This is a genomic window from Acidipropionibacterium timonense, assembly GCF_900605005.1.
Classification (GTDB): Bacteria; Actinomycetota; Actinomycetes; order Propionibacteriales; family Propionibacteriaceae; genus Cutibacterium; species Cutibacterium timonense.
Genome location: NZ_LR027558.1, coordinates 945,653 through 963,502 on the forward strand (window position 1 = coordinate 945,653; position 17,850 = coordinate 963,502).

The following is a 17,850-nucleotide window of genomic DNA, read 5'->3' on the forward strand; positions in this document are numbered from 1 at the left end:
CCAACGGTCCGCGCACATCATTGAGCGGCGAGCCAGGAACACCGGCCCGCGCCACATACTCCCGCCGATTCCTCGACAGTGACCCCGCGTGCAGGTGACCGGGATTCTGGCATCCCGGATTGTCGCACTCGTGACAGATTACCGGCGGCACCGGCTCACCAGGGTGAGCCAACACCCACCCGAACCGGTGCGCGATGACCACCCGACCGCCGCCCACCCAGAACCGGCCATGCCCACGACCCGACAGGGCACCGCACCACTGCCAACACGACCACCCAGGCGACGGCGCCGCCACAAACGACCAGTACCGCTCGACGACCGCCGGAGACCCGGCGGCCGCAACCAGGACGGCCGACGGCCTACGTCCAGGACTGCCCATCATCCCCACCGGCAGAGTCCTGCGCATCGCAGGAGTCCTGCGAATCCTCCGGCCTGACCTCGGCACGGACAGGCTCGACCTCACAGGCCAGATACTCACGCAGTCTTCCGGCGTCGATCCCCAACCGTTCGGCCGTCTCCGCCCGACTCACCTTGAGCTCGTCACACATCGCGTGCACCACACGCGCCGCCGACGCACGCGCCGCACCCAGCGCCGACGCCTCCGCCGCCTCCAACTCACGGCGCCGACGCTCAAACGTTGCACGCACCTGGGACTCACGGGCCGAGGCCGTCTCGAACGACGCCGCCAACTCCACCAGCTGCTTCTCACGCGCAGCGAACCGCGACGCCCGCTCACGCGCTTTCCTCATCGCCACCGACGACACCACGACCCCCTACGCATCGACCGCCCGACATCAACCATCGAGCCACACACCCATCATCGCACCCCGCAACACCCAACGGCGCGCCGGCGGGTGTGTGGACAGCCCGATGGCCCCAGGCCACGGCCTGCCCACACACCCGCCGAAGACCCAGCACCCACGCTCACCACACCAGCCACCGTCCACAGACGGGGGGTTGTCCACCGTCCTGACGGACCGTGGACAACCCCAGACCCCGCACACCCAGCAACCCTCAAGACGTCAGTGATACGTCACCATTCGCCAACACACCTAGTGCATTCTTTGTCGACATTTGCGGTTTTCGCGGTGTGCCGTCTTCCCGGTGGCTTACGATGGGGCCGTGATGTCGCTGTCAAAGGTCTCGGCGGGGGACGGGTTTCGTTACCTGTACGACCAGACCGTCAGTGCCGATCGGCAGCGCAACGGCCAGTCGATGCAGGGCTACTACACGGCGTCAGGGTGCCCAGATGGGGTGTGGATCGGGTCCGGCGCCGAGGCGCTCGGCGTGTCCGGGACGGTCAGCGAGAACCAGATGACGTCACTGTTCGGGATGGGCATGCACCCCGATGCCGATCGGATCATCGGCCAAGTCATCGAGGCCGGAGGCAGCGCCGAACGCGCCATGGAGCAGGCATCTCTGGGCCGATGCTTCTACCAGTTCGAGCCGAGCAATGAGCGTCTGGCCGGGGCGTTCCGCTACGAGTTGCGCAAAGCCCGGGCCGCCATCGGTGACGAGCTGACGGTCATGGATCGGATCGCCGCAGGCCAGCGTGCAGCACGCCGATACCTCATGGACCAGGGCCACGATGCTGCCGCTGACACGCGCCTGGGCGGGCGGCAACCGGTCGCCGGATTCGACCACACCTTCTCGGTTCCCAAGAGCTTTTCGGTCATGTGGGCCGCCGCGGATGCACCAACCAGGAAGCTCATCGAGTCGTGGCATGAGGCCGCGATCAGCGAGGCATTGCGGTACATCGAGACCCACTCGTTGTTCACTCGCAAGGGTCCCGACGGGGTCGCCACGGTCGATGTCACCGGCCTGGTTGGTGCCCGATTCCGGCACTGGGACTCCCGTAGTGGGGACCCGCAACTGCACGACCATGTCGTCATCGCGAACCGTGTGTGTGACGCCGACGGACACTGGCGCACCATCGACGCCGCCCTCCTGTACCGGTGGAAAGTGGCCGCATCTGAGGTGTACAACCGGGCGCTGACCGACCAGGTTCATGCTGCCGGCTGGGCCACGAGAGTGCGATCATTGGGCGCGCACAAGCAGCCGGTGGTGGAACTGGCTGGGGTCACTGACGCGCAGATCGACGCGTTCTCGACCCGCCGCGGAGCCATCACCGCCCGCACCAAGGTCCTCGAACTCCAGTATGCGCAGGCGCACGGGCACGCCCCCGATCGGGCCGCCAGCTACGCCCTGGCGCAGCAGGCCACCCTCGAAACGAGGACACCGAAAGCGGGACCGCATCGACTCGACGAGCTCCAGGCATCGTGGCGTGATCGGATGGTCGAACAGCCCCATCTCGTGCCGCTCACCGCCACCCCGGCGACCGTCAACGTCGACACCATCGCCCGCCAGATCGTCGACGTTGTGTCGCACGATCATGCGACCTGGGGACGTCACCACGTCGAGGCAGCCGTCAACAGGTGGGCCACACAACAGGCTGCCGGGGTACCTGAAACGGTCCGCAACAACGTCATCGAAACGGCCCTCGGCACACACAGCATCGCCATCACACCGGCCGCGAGAATCCCTGACCTGCCGGCCGCCATACGCGCCTCCGACGGGCTGAGCGTGTACGTCAAACCGCACCACACCCTCTACACGAGCGCCGCGATCCTTGCCGCAGAGGACCGGATCGTCGCCGCCTCCCGCGACCTCGTGCTCGGCGCCATCACCCCTGACGCGATCAGCGAAGCCCTCGCCGCCGCACCCGAATGGATGGACGAAGACGGACGCGCGTTCGCCCGAGAACTCGCCAGCACCGACCGGCTCCTCAGCGTCGGAATCGGGCCCGCAGGCACCGGGAAAACCACGGCGGCAGCCGTCATTTCCGACGCCGCACACCGCGCCGGAGTCCACGTCCACGCCCTCGCCACCGCCGCCCGTACCGCCACCGACCTCGGCCGCAGCATCCATGCCGACACCACCCGCACCCTCGCCGCCTGGACCGCTAACCCGGCCGCAACCGGGCTGGGCCGCGGCGACCTCATCATCATCGACGAAGCCGGCATGGCCGCCACCGGCGACCTCGATCGGGTCATCGCCGACGCACGACAAGCCGGCGCGCAAGTCATCGCTTTGGGTGACGACCGGCAACTGGGACCCGTCGCCGCCGGCGGCGCCATGTCCCTGGTCACCGCCGCCACCGGAGCGGCACGCCTCACCGTGGCACACCGATTCGACTACGCCGACGAAGCCATCGCCTCCCTCAAACTGCGCGACGGCGACGCCACCTGGTACATCAACCAAGGACGCGTCCACGGCGCCAGCCGCCAGACCCTCATCCACCGGATCGTCACCCAATGGGCCACCGACCGGTTCACCGACGTCCACGACTGCCTCATGATCGCCGACACCCACGCCGACGTCGCCGACCTCAACCAAGCCGCCCAAACCTGGCTCCTCGACCACGGCTTCCTCACCGACCGCACCCACACCACCACCCTCGCCGACGACACCACCATCGGACCGGGCGACCTCATCGTCACCCGCCGTAACGCCCCCACCCTCATCGCCTCCGACCGGAAAACCACCGTGAAGAACCGGATGCGCTGGCAAGTCATCGCCGTCACCGTCGACGGCGCCGTCCAGGCCCAAGACACCCACGGACACCTGATCACCCTGCCCGCCAGCTACGTCCAACACCACGTCGAACTCGGCTACGCCGTCACCAACCACGGCGCCCAAGGCAGCACCGTCGACACCGCCCACTACCTCACCAGCGGCCGCGCCGACCGATCCGCCGCCTACCCCGCCATGACCCGCGGCCGCATCAACAACCAGGTCTGGGTCGCCGACACCCACAACGACCAGGAAGCCGCCACCGTCCTAGCCGCCATGGTCGCCCGCGCCCCCCAAGCCGCCTCCGCACACCACATCATCGCCCACCAACTCGACGCCACCGCCAACACCGGCGACCTCATCCGCGCCACCCGCGACCTCGCCAACGGCTACGACGCCCTGCGCTACACCATCGCCTGCGCCAGAGCCGGCATCCGGCTCCACGGCCTGGCCCACACCGGCGCCGTCTACAACCAACTACGCGCCGGCGAACGAGCCGGCCTATCTACCACCACCCTCGCCCGACTAGCCGCCACCGACCTCGCCGACCAACCCCACCCCGACGCCCTCCTCATCGCCGCCACCATGGCCGGACACATCCAAGCCGCCCGCGCCGCCGGCACCAACCCCGACATGGCCGCACTGTCCAACCACGACCTCGCCGTCATGATCACCAGCCTGCGCGCCCACCACGACGCCCTCACCCTCGCCCTCGCCGGCGCCACCAACGGGCCCGGAGACCCCCACCCCGTCACCCTCACCGACGGCACCATCCGCCCCTCCTGGGCCGAACGCCTCCACGGCGACCTCGACGAGACAGCCCTAGCCACCCACCGCGCCGACCTCGACCGTACACGCGAGGGCCTAGCCGACCTCCACACCCAAACCCTCGCCCGCCGCGACGCCGCCTTGACCGCCTTCCACACCCTCAACCAGCCGGGCCAACGACTCACACCCGCCACACAAGCCGCCGCCCACACCCTCACCGACCTCGACCAGGAACTGGCCGCCCTCACCCAACAGCGCACCACCCTCACCGCCCGCCTGGCCGAACTCGACAGCGAAATCCAGCTGCGCGCCAACATGGCCCCTCACGACCGGCTCCAAGAAGAAGCCCAACGCCTCGCCAACACCAGCCGCGGCCGCGCCGCGATCCTTGACGCCAGAGCCCGCCACCTCCGCGGAGACGAAACCGACCGCATCACCATCCACCAACTCGCCACACGCCTCCACACCCTCGAAACCGAACAAACCGCCCGAGCCCACCAACCCGACCTCGCCCTAGCCGACAGACCCCGATGGGACCACTACCTGCCCATCGCCAACGACCCCCACCTACCCGACCAACACCGCGACACCCTGCGCACCTGGCAAACCACCATCGACACCCGACTCGCCGAAGCCGGCGCCTGGATCGCCAACCAAACCACCCCACCCGCCTGGACCCGCGAACTCGGACCCCTCCCACCAGCCCACACACCCCAACGCGACACCTGGCACACCCTCGCCGGCCGCATCGCCACCTACCGTCAACTCCTCAACTGGACCGACCCCGACCACGCTCTACCCCCAGCAAGCCGCGCCGACACCGCACTACCCACAGACCCCGCCGTCGACCTCCACACCCTGCGCGCCCTCATGTCCACCCAACGCCACCAACCCGCACCCACACCCCCACCGGCCAACCACACCGACACCTACGACGAAATGGCCGCCATCGCCGCCCTCCCCATCCCCACCGGACCAGGACACGTCACCCTCACCACCCCAGAAACCACACCAACCCTCAACCCGCCACGACCCCCCACGCCCACCAATACCCCCCACCGCGGCCACCACCAGTAACCAGACACCACACCTCCTACCTGAGCCGGCATGGGGCGGACCTGCCCATGGACCAGGAGAGTTCCCGGGGTCCTTCGGCGGCTCTTCCCAGACGAGGGTGTAGGTGCCGTGTTCACCTGAGCGGGCCGGGGTGGGTGTGTCGCTGCCGGGATAGGCGTCGAGGTTTTCCGAGGATGGAAGTTCTCACACAGCCATCCGAAAGACCTCGACGTGTTCGATGCTACCTTCAGCGACCCCGACCTGACCACCTTCACCGGCCTGGATGACCTGGGCCTACAAGCAGTCGGTCAGTGTTTGTTTCCGCACAAGGCAGTGCTGGCCTGCCGCGTCGTCGCCNCAGTTTCGCCCTGGCCTGGGCGGCCTGGTCGGTGTTCTGGCGCCACACGTGTCCGCAGCCGGTGCACCGGTACCGGCGCACCCGGATCCGGAGGATCGTGGGCCGGTGGCCCATCGGGGTATGGGCCAGCCGGCGGATCACCGTGTCACGAGGGACCCCCTGGCATCCGCACCAGTGGCACCAGTCGTCGGGGGCGACGACCCGGCAGGCCAGGACCGTCTCCTCGTCACTGATCAGCTGGCCGGTGACCTCCAGACCGAGTTCGTCCAGACGGGCGAATGTGGTCAGGTCGGGGGCGCCGAAGGTAGCGTGGTTCATGGAGGACCTTGCGATTCACGAGGACGGGACTTAAGACACTCCGATCCTCGCGCAGGGTCCTCCCCCCACGCACCCCGGCCCCACAGGCCAACTACAGCAGACTCTCACACAGTCAAGTCACAACTACACCCTGGATCCTGAAGAGCCGGTTGTCATGACGGCGCACGGCGTGTCGGGCTGTCTGCCTATCGCGTCAAGTCGACCAAATTGTCTGGCCAGTCGTCAGTAATTATTTGGATAGGTGCGAGGCGGTCGGGAAAATCTTGTGGCGCGCCATCTGGTCTGTTCGGCCGAAACGAAACTCCCACCGCCCGGTTGCTGAAAAGAGACATGCCGCGACGACGTCGAAACCGTCAACCACATAGAAACGAGAGGCTGGATCACCTTTGGAGGAGCGGGTCTTCTGCACTTCCACCTTGAAGTGTCCGTTTGCGGATCGCTTCGGACTGGCGTTCTTGCACTCGACCCGCAGCATCTGTCCACTCGCGAGCGTCACGTTGAAGTCATGCATGGCGTCCATGTCCAGACGCACGACAGAGGCGACTCCCGGCGCCGCAGCCAAGTAGTGCTCCAAGTGGTACTCGGCGACCCCGCCACGTACGGCTACCGAGAGCCGTTTGCGTCCTCCGATGATGTCCAGGATCTGTTGGCTCGACAACGCGAACTGCGTTTCCAGCACATGCCTGTGAGGATGCTCGTCGTCACGTGACCGATCGGCCATCGAGGTGGCAGCGGCGTACCGTAGTGGAGGATCCAAGTGCAGGGATGTGGCGCGCCGCTCCAGGCGGGCGTAATCGATGAGTCGATCTGGCGTGAAGGCGACCACAGTCTCCAAATGAAGCGGTGAGCGAGCCTCGGTTCGTTTCGTTCCGCCCTTGTTGACCTTCTCCCACACGTGCCAGCCGTCGTGGCGAGCTCGCTCGATGTCCGACTCTTTCGCGTAGAAGGAAATGCCCATCGGCAACGGGTCCCATAGATTAGCATCCAATCCTAGGATGACGCCGGCTGAGATGTCGATGCCTAGAATCATGGTGACGTCAACGCCAGCAATGTCTCGACCGACCGGATGATCGACCTGCCAACTCGCCTCCGCCCCGTACCGCAACTGGCCTCTCACCTCATCGGCTGGCCGGTTCCGAATGGTATTATGAGTCATTCTGAAGGGATACACGAGCATCCCGATTCGTTCGTCCGAGTCCAGCTGAACGCCAAGGAACACAGGGGCCCGGTCCTCGGCGCTCGCATAAAGCACGTGCCCGCCTGACGCTTCTACCGCATGAAGCAGGAACGTGTGGAGGTCAACTCGATTGCTGACCCTGTACACCTCGCCCAGCGCACGTCGAGCGATCAAGTCGTCGGTCACAGTGCCTCCCCTGTGTCAAGATCTGCGTGGCGTCGGCCAAGACAGTCGTGGGATGTCACTGGCGACTGGCAGACTCGTCCTGACGATACTTGACAGCACCGTGCCCTCTCACGAGCGGGCGACGGCCGCCAACGGATGGGAGGACCAATGGGTGAGCAGCTTCCTGTGGTGAGTCTGTTCTCCGGAGCCGGGGGACTGGACCTCGCGGTCGAGCGGGCCGACGCCGAGCCCCTGGCCGCCACCGACACCGGAAGCGGCCTCCTTCGGGTGCGCGTCGCGACGGACTACAACGACCTCGCACTACAGACCCTGACCGCCAACTTCCAGTCGGCACGCACCGTGACCGGTGACATTCGGCAGGTCACCACCGATGAGATCCTCGCCACCGCCGGGCTAGCACCCACCGAACCTGTCCTGGTCGTCGGGGGTCCCCCGTGCACTCCGTTCTCAAAATCCGGATTCTGGCTTGAGCAGAAACGCGAGAGCCGTGATCCGAACGCCTCACTTCTGGACGAGTATGTTCGCGTCGTGCGGGACACCCGCCCGCAAGCCTTCATCCTGGAGAACGTCCAAGGCCTGACATACAAGACGCACCATGCCCAGTTCGAGCGACTCCTGAGGGGTCTGGGCGGCCTGGGCTACAACCCTCAGTGGAAAGTTCTCCTGGCAGCCGACTACGGCGTGCCACAGCTACGCCGAAGGGTGTTCGTCGTCGGCCGCCGCGACGGAGAGAAGTTCGAGTTCCCCGAGCCCACCCACTCCGGGTGGAGCGAGCACAGCCACGCAGTTGACACGACGAAGACTCCCCACATCACAGCCGCGCAAGCCTTCGCAGGACTCCCACGACTGGCAGCCGTGACCGACGAAGACATCGTCGACGGCACCTATGGACAGTTGGCCGCAGAGATTCCCCCCGGCCAAAACTATCTGTGGCATACAGAACGCTACGGAGGTCGAAACCACTTCGCGTGGCGCAGCCGATACTGGACGTTTCTGCTGCGCCTCGACCCCGACCGTCCATCCACAACACTCCAGGCCCAGCCAGGACCATGGGTTGGCCCCTTCCACTGGGAAAATGTCGTCACGGCATCCGGCGAGGAACGGGCCCGCCGGCTTCGTGTCAACGAAATGCTGCGGCTGATGTCGTTTCCCGATGATTTCAAGATCAAGGGAACCCGAGCAGACGTGCAACGCCAGCTCGGCAACGCCGTTCCACTGGAACTTGGCAAGGCCGTCGTGCGGGCCCTCATGAGCCAACTCGGATACCTACACCCCGCCATCGCTGCATAATCCGTCTCCTTCTCAGCGGCTCTGCGCCTCGTCGGGGCGGGGGAGTGCTTCCAGAGTGTCCTCGCCTGGCTTGGGTTCCTGGTGGCCGCGTTCGTTCGAGCAGCGCCGGAACGGGCCACTCGACGACAACAGGACGGCCATGGTGGGGTCGGCGTATTGGACGAGCCAGTCCATGATCCCGGTGTCGGGCCGGTTGATCCGTAGGGATTCCCAGGCCCGCCACAGGGCGTCGAACCGGTAGACGGCTTCGGCGTGCCGCCACCAGGTTGGGCACCAGCATTGGCCGGTGTTGCGTCCGGTGCGTCGCTGATAGATCGACCGGATGAACGCGACGAACTGGTCGAGAGTCTGGAAGTAGTACGGCTGGGCCGGCTGGCCGGCGTCGACGCTCACTGGCTGATCCTGGCGGTTTGGGTGCGGGCTCGCGGGCGCGGCCGCACGGGACGGCGCCGCACCGGGGCTTTGCCGTCGAGTGCGACTCCGGCCGACGGCGGCTCGACTCGTCCCAGGTCACCGATGACCGCGGCCTCAGCGGTTTCCGCGTCCACGGTCCCGGCGAGTTGCGCGGCCCACGCGGCACGTCGTTCGGCACTGTCCCAGGCCATGTCGGCCGCTTCGGAGGCCGCAGCCGCCTCGGCCCGGGTCTCCAGCTCGACGGGATTGGTGTCGGCGACTTCCCCGGTGGTGGTGTCGACGAGGGTGCCGTCGTCGTGCCGGGCCAGGTCGATGCTGTCTTGCCCCTCAACGCCGACAGTGTCGCCGTCGCGCAGGAGGCCGGCGTCTTGGCCGGTCAGGACGATGGTGTCCTCCTGGTCGGCCTCAAGCGCGTCGGCTGCCGTCTCGTACCGGTCGGCCCAGGCCTGCTCCGAGATGGCCTGGTCGCGCCAGTCATCGGACTCGGCCAGCACCTCGTCATGGAGACGTGCCAGGTCGATACCGTCGACGCCGTACAGGGCTTCCAGGTCCATGGCGGTCCGGTCCCCGGCCGCCGTGGCGGCCGCCCGGGCCTGCGCATACCGGTAGCCGTCGTCGTCGGCAGGGCTGACCGTCTCGGTGGCGGGGGTGGTGGGCGACTGTTCTTCCGACACGGTTGGTTGGGATCGGGCCGGCTGGGTGGGGTCCTCGCCGGGCCGGCTGGTCGGCCCGACGGGTCTGTGTTGCGCCGACACCCTCGGCGTTGCGCGGTTGACAGGCCGGCCGTAGCGGGCCGCGTCGAGCAGGAAGCGGTGGATGCCGCGGATGAGCTCGGCGACCCTCTGGTCGGTTTCTTCGAGGGGGTTCGTCATGACCGGTCCTTTCGGGTGAGAGTGTCGGCGTGGGGGCCTTTCCACCACGGCACGGGGGCAGCCAGGACGGGGGTGGCGCCGGAGGCGAACACCCAGACCCGGCCGGTTGGCAGGTTTCTCAGGTCGGCGACGGTGGCGATACGCCGTTGGGAGCCTTCGGCGTTCCACGAGCTGGATCGGCCTTGCCGTGAGCTGGACGAGGAGTAGGTGGTGACCCAGTGGTCGCCGATCCCCCTGGACAACGATTCGAGGAAGGTGTCGTCGTCGACACCTCCGCCGTACACCTTGACGTTGGCCGCCGACCACAGTTTGCGCATCCCCTCACGGCCCCACGCGAGTTCGCCTTGGGCCCAGTTCTGCAACAACGTGGTCACACAGATGCCGTGGGAGCCATAGAACGAGTACATGTCGGGCAGCCGCCGCCACCGGCACACGTTGGCGGCCTCGTCCAACACGACGGTCATGGGCACGGGAAGCCGGCCTCCGGCGGCCCGTGCCGCACGGACGGCGGCTTCGGTGACGGCCACGGTGAGCGCGGTCATGACCGGGGCGGCCGAGCCTGGGCCTTCCTGGCTGAACAGGAACAGCGCATCTGTCGAGATGACGAAGGCCTCGGGGATGAACTCGGGCAGCCCCGGCTGCGGGGTGACCCACGCGTTGGCGGTCTCGTTGAGCAGGAACGAGGCGACATCGGCTGCGCCACCATAGACGCCCGAGCGGGTTTCGTGGACGAGTCCTTGCACACTGTCCAGGTGGGTGGCGACCGCGGTGCACCCGGCGTCCCGCAGAATCTCGACCGGCTCGGTGTCGGTCTCATCGGACAGCCATTGATGGATTCGGGTCAGCGGCACCCGGCGGGGATCTTTGCCGCGGGCGGCCATGGCCGCCGGCCACTTCGCGGCCGCCAACAGCATGTCGGCCAAGAGTTGGGTGGAGGCGGACTCAAAGAACCCTTGCCGTCCGGCACTGGTTTGGCGGGTCGCGTCGACGAACACTTCGGCCAGCGTCTTGGCGGTCGTCGCGTCGGTGACGAACGTCAACGGGTCCCACCAGAAATGTTGGGGCTCGCCGACAATGGTCTGCGGATCGAACACCCAGGTCCGTGACCCGGGCTTGGACTGAGCCAACGCCAGTCGGACATCGGTGTGACTGCCCGGGGAGGCTAGCGGCGGCAGGAGAATGTCAGGCTTGTTCGATGTGCACACGGTGGCGCCGGGGGATGCCAGGATGAGCGGGATGGCCCGGGCGGTCGTCTTGGAGCGTCGCGGACCCCAAATGTCGACGACGACGTCTTCCCAAGACGCCCACAGGGGCCGGCCGTCGGCCACGGCCCGGGCAATGGGCAGCCCCGGATGGGTCTTCGGATCGACGCCCAGCCTGGAGGCTTTCGCGGCGACCTCGGCGCGGTTGATCGAGGCGGTTTCGGCGCGCCTGCCGGTGAGCCTCGCGGCCCGGTCGCCGCGGCGAGTGGCGGCCCGGCCGCCGCGGGTCGCCGCCCACACGCCGGCGCCCACGGCGGCGACGACCAGGGCGATGCCGGCGGTGATGGCCCACACCGCCGTGGGCGGGCGCAGTTGACCGGACGCGAGTTGCCCGAGCAGGGCGAACGGGTTGGTTGCCGGATACCCCGACCCGCCGGCGGCCGCCCAGCCAACATGGATGCCCACATCCAGGATCGCCAATACCGACAAGACGGTGATGGAGCCGACCAGCGCCAGAGCGGCGGCCGGCTCGTCACGCCACAGGCGGGCCAGCATCACGCCGCCCCGTCATGCCACAGTTTCGCGGTGTCGTTGATGGCACTGGACACTTCGACACCGGTCAGGTGCACTCCGACGGGGATGCCGGGACGCCCGCCGACCTTGATGAGGAACTTGCCGCGGCCGGGCCGGGCCGGTTCATCCCCCGGCGCCAGGGCGGTCTGGTCCCAGGTGGGCGGATCGGTCCACGAGGTGAGCATGTCCTGCTCGATGCTGGACAGGGCGATAGCCCCGGTGAGTTTGTCCATCTCCTCGCGCGGCAGCCCGCCGGCCAGAACCATGCCGGACCGTTCAACGAATCCTTTGGCCTTGGCCCGGTCATCGTCGGTGGCCAACGCTTCCAGGTCGGCCATGGTGTGGGTGATCATCACCTGGCCCACCCCCATGTTCCGGTTGAGTCGGGTCAGCGCGTCGACCCGGTCGACCATGCCGGCACCGGCCCGCAGCACCTGCCACAACTCGTCCATGACAATGAGATGACGCTGCGGGCAGGCCAGCCCGGCGGCGGCCAAGGCTTGCGCGGTCTCGATGACCCCGAACCCGTAGGACCAGCAGGCCATGAGCACCGCACCCTTGATTTGAGCTGAGGCGGCCCCGATCGAGGACACGTCGAAGACCACCGACCGGTCCAGGCGCATCGGCTGGCTCGTCGGCCGGGCGAAAATCTGGCCCGACGTGCCGCCGGCCAGGGCCGTCAACGTGGCCTCCAGGTTCTCGGTGCGGTCGAGGTATCGACTCTGGTCGCCCCGATCCAACGCGGCCTGACGCACCGGGGGCGGCCCGGCACGCAGAATGTCGAGCACGTCGGCCAGGACGGGCGGCTGGTCGTGGCCGGTGTCCCAGTGATCCAGACAGCGGTCCAGGATCGTCGTCTCCCGGTCCGTCACATGCCCGCCGACCCCGCGGGTGATCTGCACCAGGGCGGCCAACACCGTGAGCCTGCGGGATCGGGCCTCGGCCAGCAAATCCCGGCCGGCCTGACCGCCGATCCGGCGGGCCGCGGCGATCGCCCCGCCATCATCGAGCGGATTGAGGCCGCCGCGTCCCGGGCCGATCGAGATGACCTGGCCACCCAACGCCTTGACCAGGTCGACATAGTCGGGTTTGAGATCGCCCAGGACCACACCGTGAACCCCGTAGGCGGCCAAACCCAGCAGCATGTGCCGCACTGTCGACGACTTACCCAGCCCGGGCAGCCCCAACACGAACGCCGACGGGTTCGAGATGAGACCGGCCCGCTGATACCAGCTCAGCGGGTCACAACACACCGTCGCCCCCGTGAACAGGTGCCGGCCCATCGGCACCCCCACCATCGGGGTGCCCGAGCCGGCCACCCACGGCCACAACCCGCACACCTGAACTGACGTGCCCCGCCACGAGGGCGGGGTCTGCCAGCCCACCATGCGGCCCGCACCCGGCCCTGTCCAGCCCCGGGCACCCGGACGCGGCACCGTCGGGGCCGCCGCGGCCGTCCTGCGGGTCCTCATGAAGCCCACCGGCGCAAGAATTCAGGCACATCCGAATGCGCCGACGGCACCAGGCCCACCGGCAACCCCATGGCGAACGCGGCCGCCTGCGACCCGTACACCCGGCGCAGCCGCACCCGCGACGCCGCACCCAACGACTCGACCGTCGCCACCAAATCCGGCATGTACACATCCGGGCTCGCCGTCGCCGTGACCAGCATGGCGAAGTCTTCCAGCCCGGCACCGGCGGCCTCCTCGGCCGCCGTCTTGATCGCCTCATCCCGGGCCCGTAACACGCGCGCCGACGGGTCGTGGGTCGACCGGGCCCGCACCAGCGCATGATTGACCCCGGCCTCGGCCACCGCCGCCGTGCGGGCAATATCGACCGGCCGATACAACACCGTCACCCTCTTGCGGGGCACCGCAGCATCCGGACCCAACAGCCGCGCCAGCGTCGCCGACCTCACGAGCCCCGACGGGGCCCGATTCATCTCCCACGTCACCGACAGCCCCGAGTCGTGCACGTAGTGGTCCCAGGATTCCACCGCAGACATCGGCCCAGCCTGCGCCCAATCCACCTCGACGTGCTGGCCTGCCACCGCCGCATCCTCGAACAGTGGGCCAGCCGCCGGATCATAGGCGGCCCGCACCATCTGAGCCAGCCGTGCCGCATCCACCGGCACCACCTGCCCGGCACCCGTGCCACCCAAACCCTGCGACAGGCCCGGCACCTTCGCCGCGATGTCCCGACACATCTCGTCGGCCTCCATACGCCGCCCGCCGCGGGTCGTCGCCGTCCACGTGACCGTCACCCACGCCCGAATCTGCGCCGACCCGACCGGCAACTCCGCCACAATGGCATCCATCATCTCCCGAGCAATCTGCGCCGACGACTCATCCACATGTGTCTCGACCTCACGGCGCAACCGCCGGCCCGTGTCCGGAACCGTCTCCACACACACGCTGGCACCTACAATCGACGGGTCCTCACCCAACCCGGCCAGCCACTGACCCCACCGGGCCACCTGCACATCAATCTGCGACGGGTCCACCAAGGACTCACCATCAGGCTGCGCAGCGAAAACCACCGCATAGTGCCGCACCGACGGCACCCGAATAATCGCGAATGGCCGCCCATAGCCGTCCTGGGCCTCCAACAGCGTCGACGGCGCCAACACACCCGGCAACTGGCACGTACCCCACCGGGTCCGACCCAACGCACCCGACCGGTACCCATGCGACCCAGACATCCGAGTCCTCCACCAGTTGATCCTGCCCATCGCCCGCTCTCCGATCGTGCGCCCATCGGCGTCCCGCACCGAGATCGCCGCCACCACTGCCGCACCGGTCGCCGCCACCACCAGCGCCCCAACAATCCCGGCACGCCGCTGCACCAACACCGTCACCACCACCGTGCCCAACAACACACCCGTCGCCAACGACGAGAGCCCGGCAATACCCGTCGTGGACGGACGATGCCACCCGCCATAGGTCCTCGGCCGATACATCCCCTCAGACATCCAAAGCACCCCCCGACTCCCTCGACGCGGCATCCCTGACACGGCCCGCCACCTCAACGCCCTGACCGACCATCCGCATCGGCGACCGGCCCTCCGCCGCCGGTGCCGGTGCCGCACCGGCGGCCTCCGGGCCACCAGTTGGGCCCGGCACCGCCGAAGGGTCAGCACCCGAAGCCACCGACCCACCCGCAGATCCGGTGGGACCAGTCGGTCCAGCACCACTTGCCGCACCAAGCGACCCTGCCGGTACGGCGCCACTGGCAGTCCACGACGATCCAGCACCGCTGGCGCCCCCAGCCGATCCAGCCCCGCTGGCTGTTGCTGCCAGTGTGGCGCCACTGACTGAGCCGGCCGCTCCGGCGCCGCCAGGGGGTTCGGCTCCGGTGGCCTGTGCCGGGCCAGGTCCGTCGGCTCCGCCTGCGGCGCCCACCGGGCTGGCAGGGGTGGTCGAGTCTGTGGGTGCGGCAGTGCCGGTCCCTTCTGGCACGATGGTGGCCCCGTCGCTGTCGGCTGGCTGGCCGGTGCCTGTCGCAGCGGCGGCGCTGGTACTGGTGTGGCCGGTCGGGGCGGCCAGGGCGCCGGTGGCGGCCGTGCCGCCCTTGGCCGCTTTGGTTCCGGTGACGGCCGCTGAGGCTCCACCGGTCGAGGCCATGGCGGCCACTTGGATAGCCCCGGAGGCTGCGGCCCCAGCCGCCGCCATGGTGGCTCCGCCGGCGGCGGCCGCGCTGCTGGTCTCGGACGGCCCGACGGTCTTGACGAGGACAGGCAGCGCGACCAGGCCCAGGACGAGGACACACAGGCCCATGACGAGTTGGTAGGTCGGTGAGGTCGAGGTGCCGCTCGTGCCGACGGCCCGGATGCCGATGGCGTAGATGATCGCCGCCACCGGTTTCCAGGCGAGGAACCCGATGATCCAGCCCAGCGACTCGTCCCACCACTGTCTGCCACGGGCTGTTGAGGACACGGCGGCCGCGAGCGGCCAGAGCACGACGAGCACCATGAGCGCCGCCCCGCGCAGGAACATCAGGCCCATCTGCACCACCGAGATGAGCATGGCGATGATGCCGGTGCCGATCAGTGCCATGGCGCCGGCGGCTTGGCCCACCGATGCGACGTTGACCAAGGTCGAGGCGAACTTGTCGTTCTGCCCAGAGCTGGTGATGACCCAGGAGGAAAACTCGTCTCCGGCATCAATGAGCAGCTGGACGGCCACGATCCCGGCGCCGGACACGGCCACGGTACGCATGGCGGCTTTGAGGAGTTCACCCAAGGGTGCGCCGCGGCGGGTCCACACGGTTTGGGCGGCCGCGACCAGCACCGAGATCAGCAGCAGCGCCCCGACCCACGGGCCGACGAACCCTTGAGCCCAGGCGACCGGGCCCGAGGCGGCCCGCAGCGCCGGACTGGGCAGTTTCACCCATCCGGCGCCCAAGTCCACCAGGAACGTGTTGGCGGCCTGCGCCACCGAGTGCGCCATGGCGTCCAGGCCGTCCGAAATGCTGCCCTGGACGAACTCGGCGACCTGACACTTCGGGTCCCAAAAATTGCACATGCTCGCCTATCAGGGTTGCCAGCTGATGAATCCGGCCGCCGACAGATCATTGACATGGGTGACCGGTGACGTGTTGGTCGGTGGGGCGACCACACCCCAGTCGTCCCGGGGCGCCGACCAGCGCACAGCCATGGGCCAGGCCGCGGTCACCCCGTCGAGCTGGAACGCCAGGGTCACCTGGTACTGGTCGGCGTCGACCCGGCTGATCTGGAAGCCCACGATCTGGGTGGCCGGCTGGGCCTGCTTGTCGGCGGCTGCGGCAATGATCCGCTCGGCGTCGGCGTTCGGGTACAGCAGTTGCTTCAGGGCAGCGTTACCGGCCGGCTCGTTCCAGGCCAGGAAGTTCGCGGCCGCCAGCAGGGCGCCGGTCGGAGAGTGCGCGAAACAGTGTGACACACCGCCCACGCGGGCCGGGCCCACCCCGTCGATCGAGGGCACCGACACCCCGTGCCCCACATCGATCCGGGCCGTCAACGGCCCACTCGTCGGGACCCTCTGGTCCCCGGCCGGCACCCCGCAAGCCCCCGTACGGGTCGAGGCTGAGGCTGCCGGGGCGGATGCCGTCGTGCCCGCCGCGGCGCCCGGCGCCGCCTTGTCATGCTGCTCGGCCAGCGACCAGAGCGCCATGACGGCCGCGGCGGCCACAATGGCCACCCCGACCCACCCGGCACGACGCCACCGCCGCCACGTCGGCGAGCTCATCCGATCATCCAGTTGACGAGTTGGACGGCTGCCCCGACCAGGACACACGCGAACATGACCCAGCCCAGCCCACCGGCGGCCTCCTCGCCCTGGCCGCGGTGATGCTGGATCGCCATCCGGCCAGCCACGAGGATCACCCCGAGCACGCACAGGATCGTGACGATCCCGGCACCCCAGTTGAGGAACTGGTGAAACTTCTCCATGCCCGGCGGCATCGTCGGGGTAATCGGCGCCACCTTGAGCGGCAGGAGGGTCAGGGTCGACAGGGCACTCATCATGCGGTCCTCTCATCCAGGGTTCGGGCGATCTGCCCGACAACAGGGGGTGCCGGGCAGGGCTGGCCCAGCCGTAACGGCGGCAGCCACGGCATATGCCAGGCGTGCGGGTAGGTGCCGGCCACCACGTCCCGCAGATGCCGCAGCGGCACCGGCAGACGGCCCGGGGCGTCCGCGATGACCAGGAGACCGGCCAGGTCGCAGGCCAGGTCCCCGGCCGCCCACTGACACGCCGCGGCCCGGGCCGCCTCCAGCCCGTGCGCGTTCGAGCGGGCCACCACCAGCACGGCAGGACGGGCCAGAGCACCCACAGCCACCGGCCACAGGTGGCCGGCCGGACGCCACCGGGTCATGGCGGCAACCGTCGACTCGCCGGCCCCACCATGGGCGCCCAGCACCCATAGGCCGCCCGACCACACACCTCGATGCCCCAACGGATCAGCGGGGGCCGGCACGCCCGGCTGACTGGTCCACGTGACCTGGCTGCCACGCTCCACCTCGACCAAGGCCGGGGCCGGCTCGTCGGCGACAGTGACCCACGGATTCATGGTGTGCCTCCCTTC

At 68.5% G+C, this 17,850-nt stretch carries 13 protein-coding genes and 1 pseudogene; 2 read left to right on the top strand and 12 right to left on the bottom strand.

Annotated features, from left to right (window positions below; translation table 11 throughout):
• Positions 1–359: 359 nt before the first annotated feature.
• Positions 360–767, bottom strand: coding sequence for a hypothetical protein (locus E0E30_RS04515; protein WP_130865277.1), 408 nt, complete (start codon positions 765–767; stop codon positions 360–362).
• A 358-nt stretch (positions 768–1,125) separates the two neighbouring features.
• Between E0E30_RS04515 and mobF the strand changes: the two genes are divergently transcribed.
• Positions 1,126–5,418, top strand: a complete 4,293-nt coding sequence (gene mobF / locus E0E30_RS13745) for a MobF family relaxase (protein WP_280953302.1) — start codon at positions 1,126–1,128, stop codon at positions 5,416–5,418.
• 310 nt (positions 5,419–5,728) lie between these two features.
• Here mobF and E0E30_RS04525 read toward each other — a convergent pair.
• Positions 5,729–6,073: pseudogene (locus E0E30_RS04525) on the bottom strand (ISL3 family transposase); the annotation flags it as partial.
• 229 nt (positions 6,074–6,302) lie between these two features.
• Entirely contained in the window at positions 6,303–7,436 is a 1,134-nt protein-coding gene (locus E0E30_RS04530) for a hypothetical protein (protein ID WP_210115773.1), read from the bottom strand.
• A 147-nt stretch (positions 7,437–7,583) separates the two neighbouring features.
• Here E0E30_RS04530 and E0E30_RS04535 point away from each other — a divergent pair, with 147 nt between their 5' ends.
• On the top strand, positions 7,584–8,726 hold the full coding sequence (locus tag E0E30_RS04535; RefSeq protein WP_130865279.1) for a DNA cytosine methyltransferase: 1,143 nt from the start codon (positions 7,584–7,586) through the stop codon (positions 8,724–8,726).
• Positions 8,727–8,738: 12 nt separating this feature from the next.
• Here the strand turns inward: E0E30_RS04535 and E0E30_RS04540 are convergent, their stop codons facing one another.
• Genes E0E30_RS04540 through E0E30_RS04580 form a run of 9 tightly spaced genes read right to left on the bottom strand, consistent with a single transcriptional unit; the run spans position 8,739 to position 17,835 of the window.
• A complete protein-coding gene (locus E0E30_RS04540) occupies positions 8,739–9,119 on the bottom strand; it encodes a DUF4913 domain-containing protein (RefSeq protein ID WP_130865280.1) in 381 nt (126 codons plus the stop codon).
• Complete coding sequence (locus E0E30_RS04545; RefSeq protein WP_130865281.1) at positions 9,116–10,012, bottom strand: hypothetical protein; 897 nt, start codon at positions 10,010–10,012, stop codon at positions 9,116–9,118. Before E0E30_RS04545 ends, E0E30_RS04540 begins: the two co-directional genes overlap by 4 nt.
• Positions 10,009–11,769, bottom strand: coding sequence for a type IV secretory system conjugative DNA transfer family protein (locus E0E30_RS04550; protein ID WP_130865282.1), 1,761 nt, complete (start codon positions 11,767–11,769; stop codon positions 10,009–10,011). Before E0E30_RS04550 ends, E0E30_RS04545 begins: the two co-directional genes overlap by 4 nt.
• Positions 11,769–13,259 (bottom strand): ATP/GTP-binding protein, encoded by a 1,491-nt coding sequence (locus tag E0E30_RS04555; protein WP_245306501.1) that lies wholly within the window; start codon positions 13,257–13,259, stop codon positions 11,769–11,771. Before E0E30_RS04555 ends, E0E30_RS04550 begins: the two co-directional genes overlap by 1 nt.
• A complete protein-coding gene (locus E0E30_RS04560; RefSeq protein ID WP_130865283.1) occupies positions 13,256–14,758 on the bottom strand; it encodes an SCO6880 family protein in 1,503 nt (500 codons plus the stop codon). The genes E0E30_RS04555 and E0E30_RS04560 overlap by 4 nt, the downstream gene beginning before the upstream one ends.
• The gene (locus E0E30_RS04565) at positions 14,751–16,310 is read right to left on the bottom strand and encodes a hypothetical protein (RefSeq protein ID WP_130865284.1); all 1,560 of its coding nucleotides are present in this window, start codon (positions 16,308–16,310) and stop codon (positions 14,751–14,753) included. Before E0E30_RS04565 ends, E0E30_RS04560 begins: the two co-directional genes overlap by 8 nt.
• Before the next feature lie 9 nt (positions 16,311–16,319).
• A complete protein-coding gene (locus E0E30_RS04570; protein WP_130865285.1) occupies positions 16,320–17,012 on the bottom strand; it encodes a hypothetical protein in 693 nt (230 codons plus the stop codon).
• Positions 17,009–17,287: a hypothetical protein gene (locus tag E0E30_RS04575; protein ID WP_130865286.1), complete on the bottom strand. Its 279-nt coding sequence runs from the start codon at positions 17,285–17,287 to the stop codon at positions 17,009–17,011. The genes E0E30_RS04570 and E0E30_RS04575 overlap by 4 nt, the downstream gene beginning before the upstream one ends.
• Positions 17,287–17,835: a DUF6668 family protein gene (locus tag E0E30_RS04580; protein ID WP_130865287.1), complete on the bottom strand. Its 549-nt coding sequence runs from the start codon at positions 17,833–17,835 to the stop codon at positions 17,287–17,289. Before E0E30_RS04580 ends, E0E30_RS04575 begins: the two co-directional genes overlap by 1 nt.
• Between the last annotated feature and the right edge of the window lie 15 nt (positions 17,836–17,850).

Bases quoted from the DNA above. Each gene is read 5' to 3' on its own strand.
- E0E30_RS04565 (WP_130865284.1), bottom strand. From the start codon at position 16,310: ATGTGCAATTTTTGGGACCCGAAGTGTCAGGTCGCCGAGTTCGTCCAG.
- E0E30_RS04535 (WP_130865279.1), top strand. From the start codon at position 7,584: ATGGGTGAGCAGCTTCCTGTGGTGAGTCTGTTCTCCGGAGCCGGGGGA.
- E0E30_RS04570 (WP_130865285.1), bottom strand. From the start codon at position 17,012: ATGAGCTCGCCGACGTGGCGGCGGTGGCGTCGTGCCGGGTGGGTCGGG.
- E0E30_RS04575 (WP_130865286.1), bottom strand. From the start codon at position 17,287: ATGAGTGCCCTGTCGACCCTGACCCTCCTGCCGCTCAAGGTGGCGCCG.
- E0E30_RS04560 (WP_130865283.1), bottom strand. From the start codon at position 14,758: ATGTCTGAGGGGATGTATCGGCCGAGGACCTATGGCGGGTGGCATCGT.
- E0E30_RS04555 (WP_245306501.1), bottom strand. From the start codon at position 13,259: ATGAGGACCCGCAGGACGGCCGCGGCGGCCCCGACGGTGCCGCGTCCG.
- mobF (WP_280953302.1), top strand. From the start codon at position 1,126: ATGTCGCTGTCAAAGGTCTCGGCGGGGGACGGGTTTCGTTACCTGTAC.
- E0E30_RS04545 (WP_130865281.1), bottom strand. From the start codon at position 10,012: ATGACGAACCCCCTCGAAGAAACCGACCAGAGGGTCGCCGAGCTCATC.
- E0E30_RS04550 (WP_130865282.1), bottom strand. From the start codon at position 11,769: ATGCTGGCCCGCCTGTGGCGTGACGAGCCGGCCGCCGCTCTGGCGCTG.
- E0E30_RS04580 (WP_130865287.1), bottom strand. From the start codon at position 17,835: ATGAATCCGTGGGTCACTGTCGCCGACGAGCCGGCCCCGGCCTTGGTC.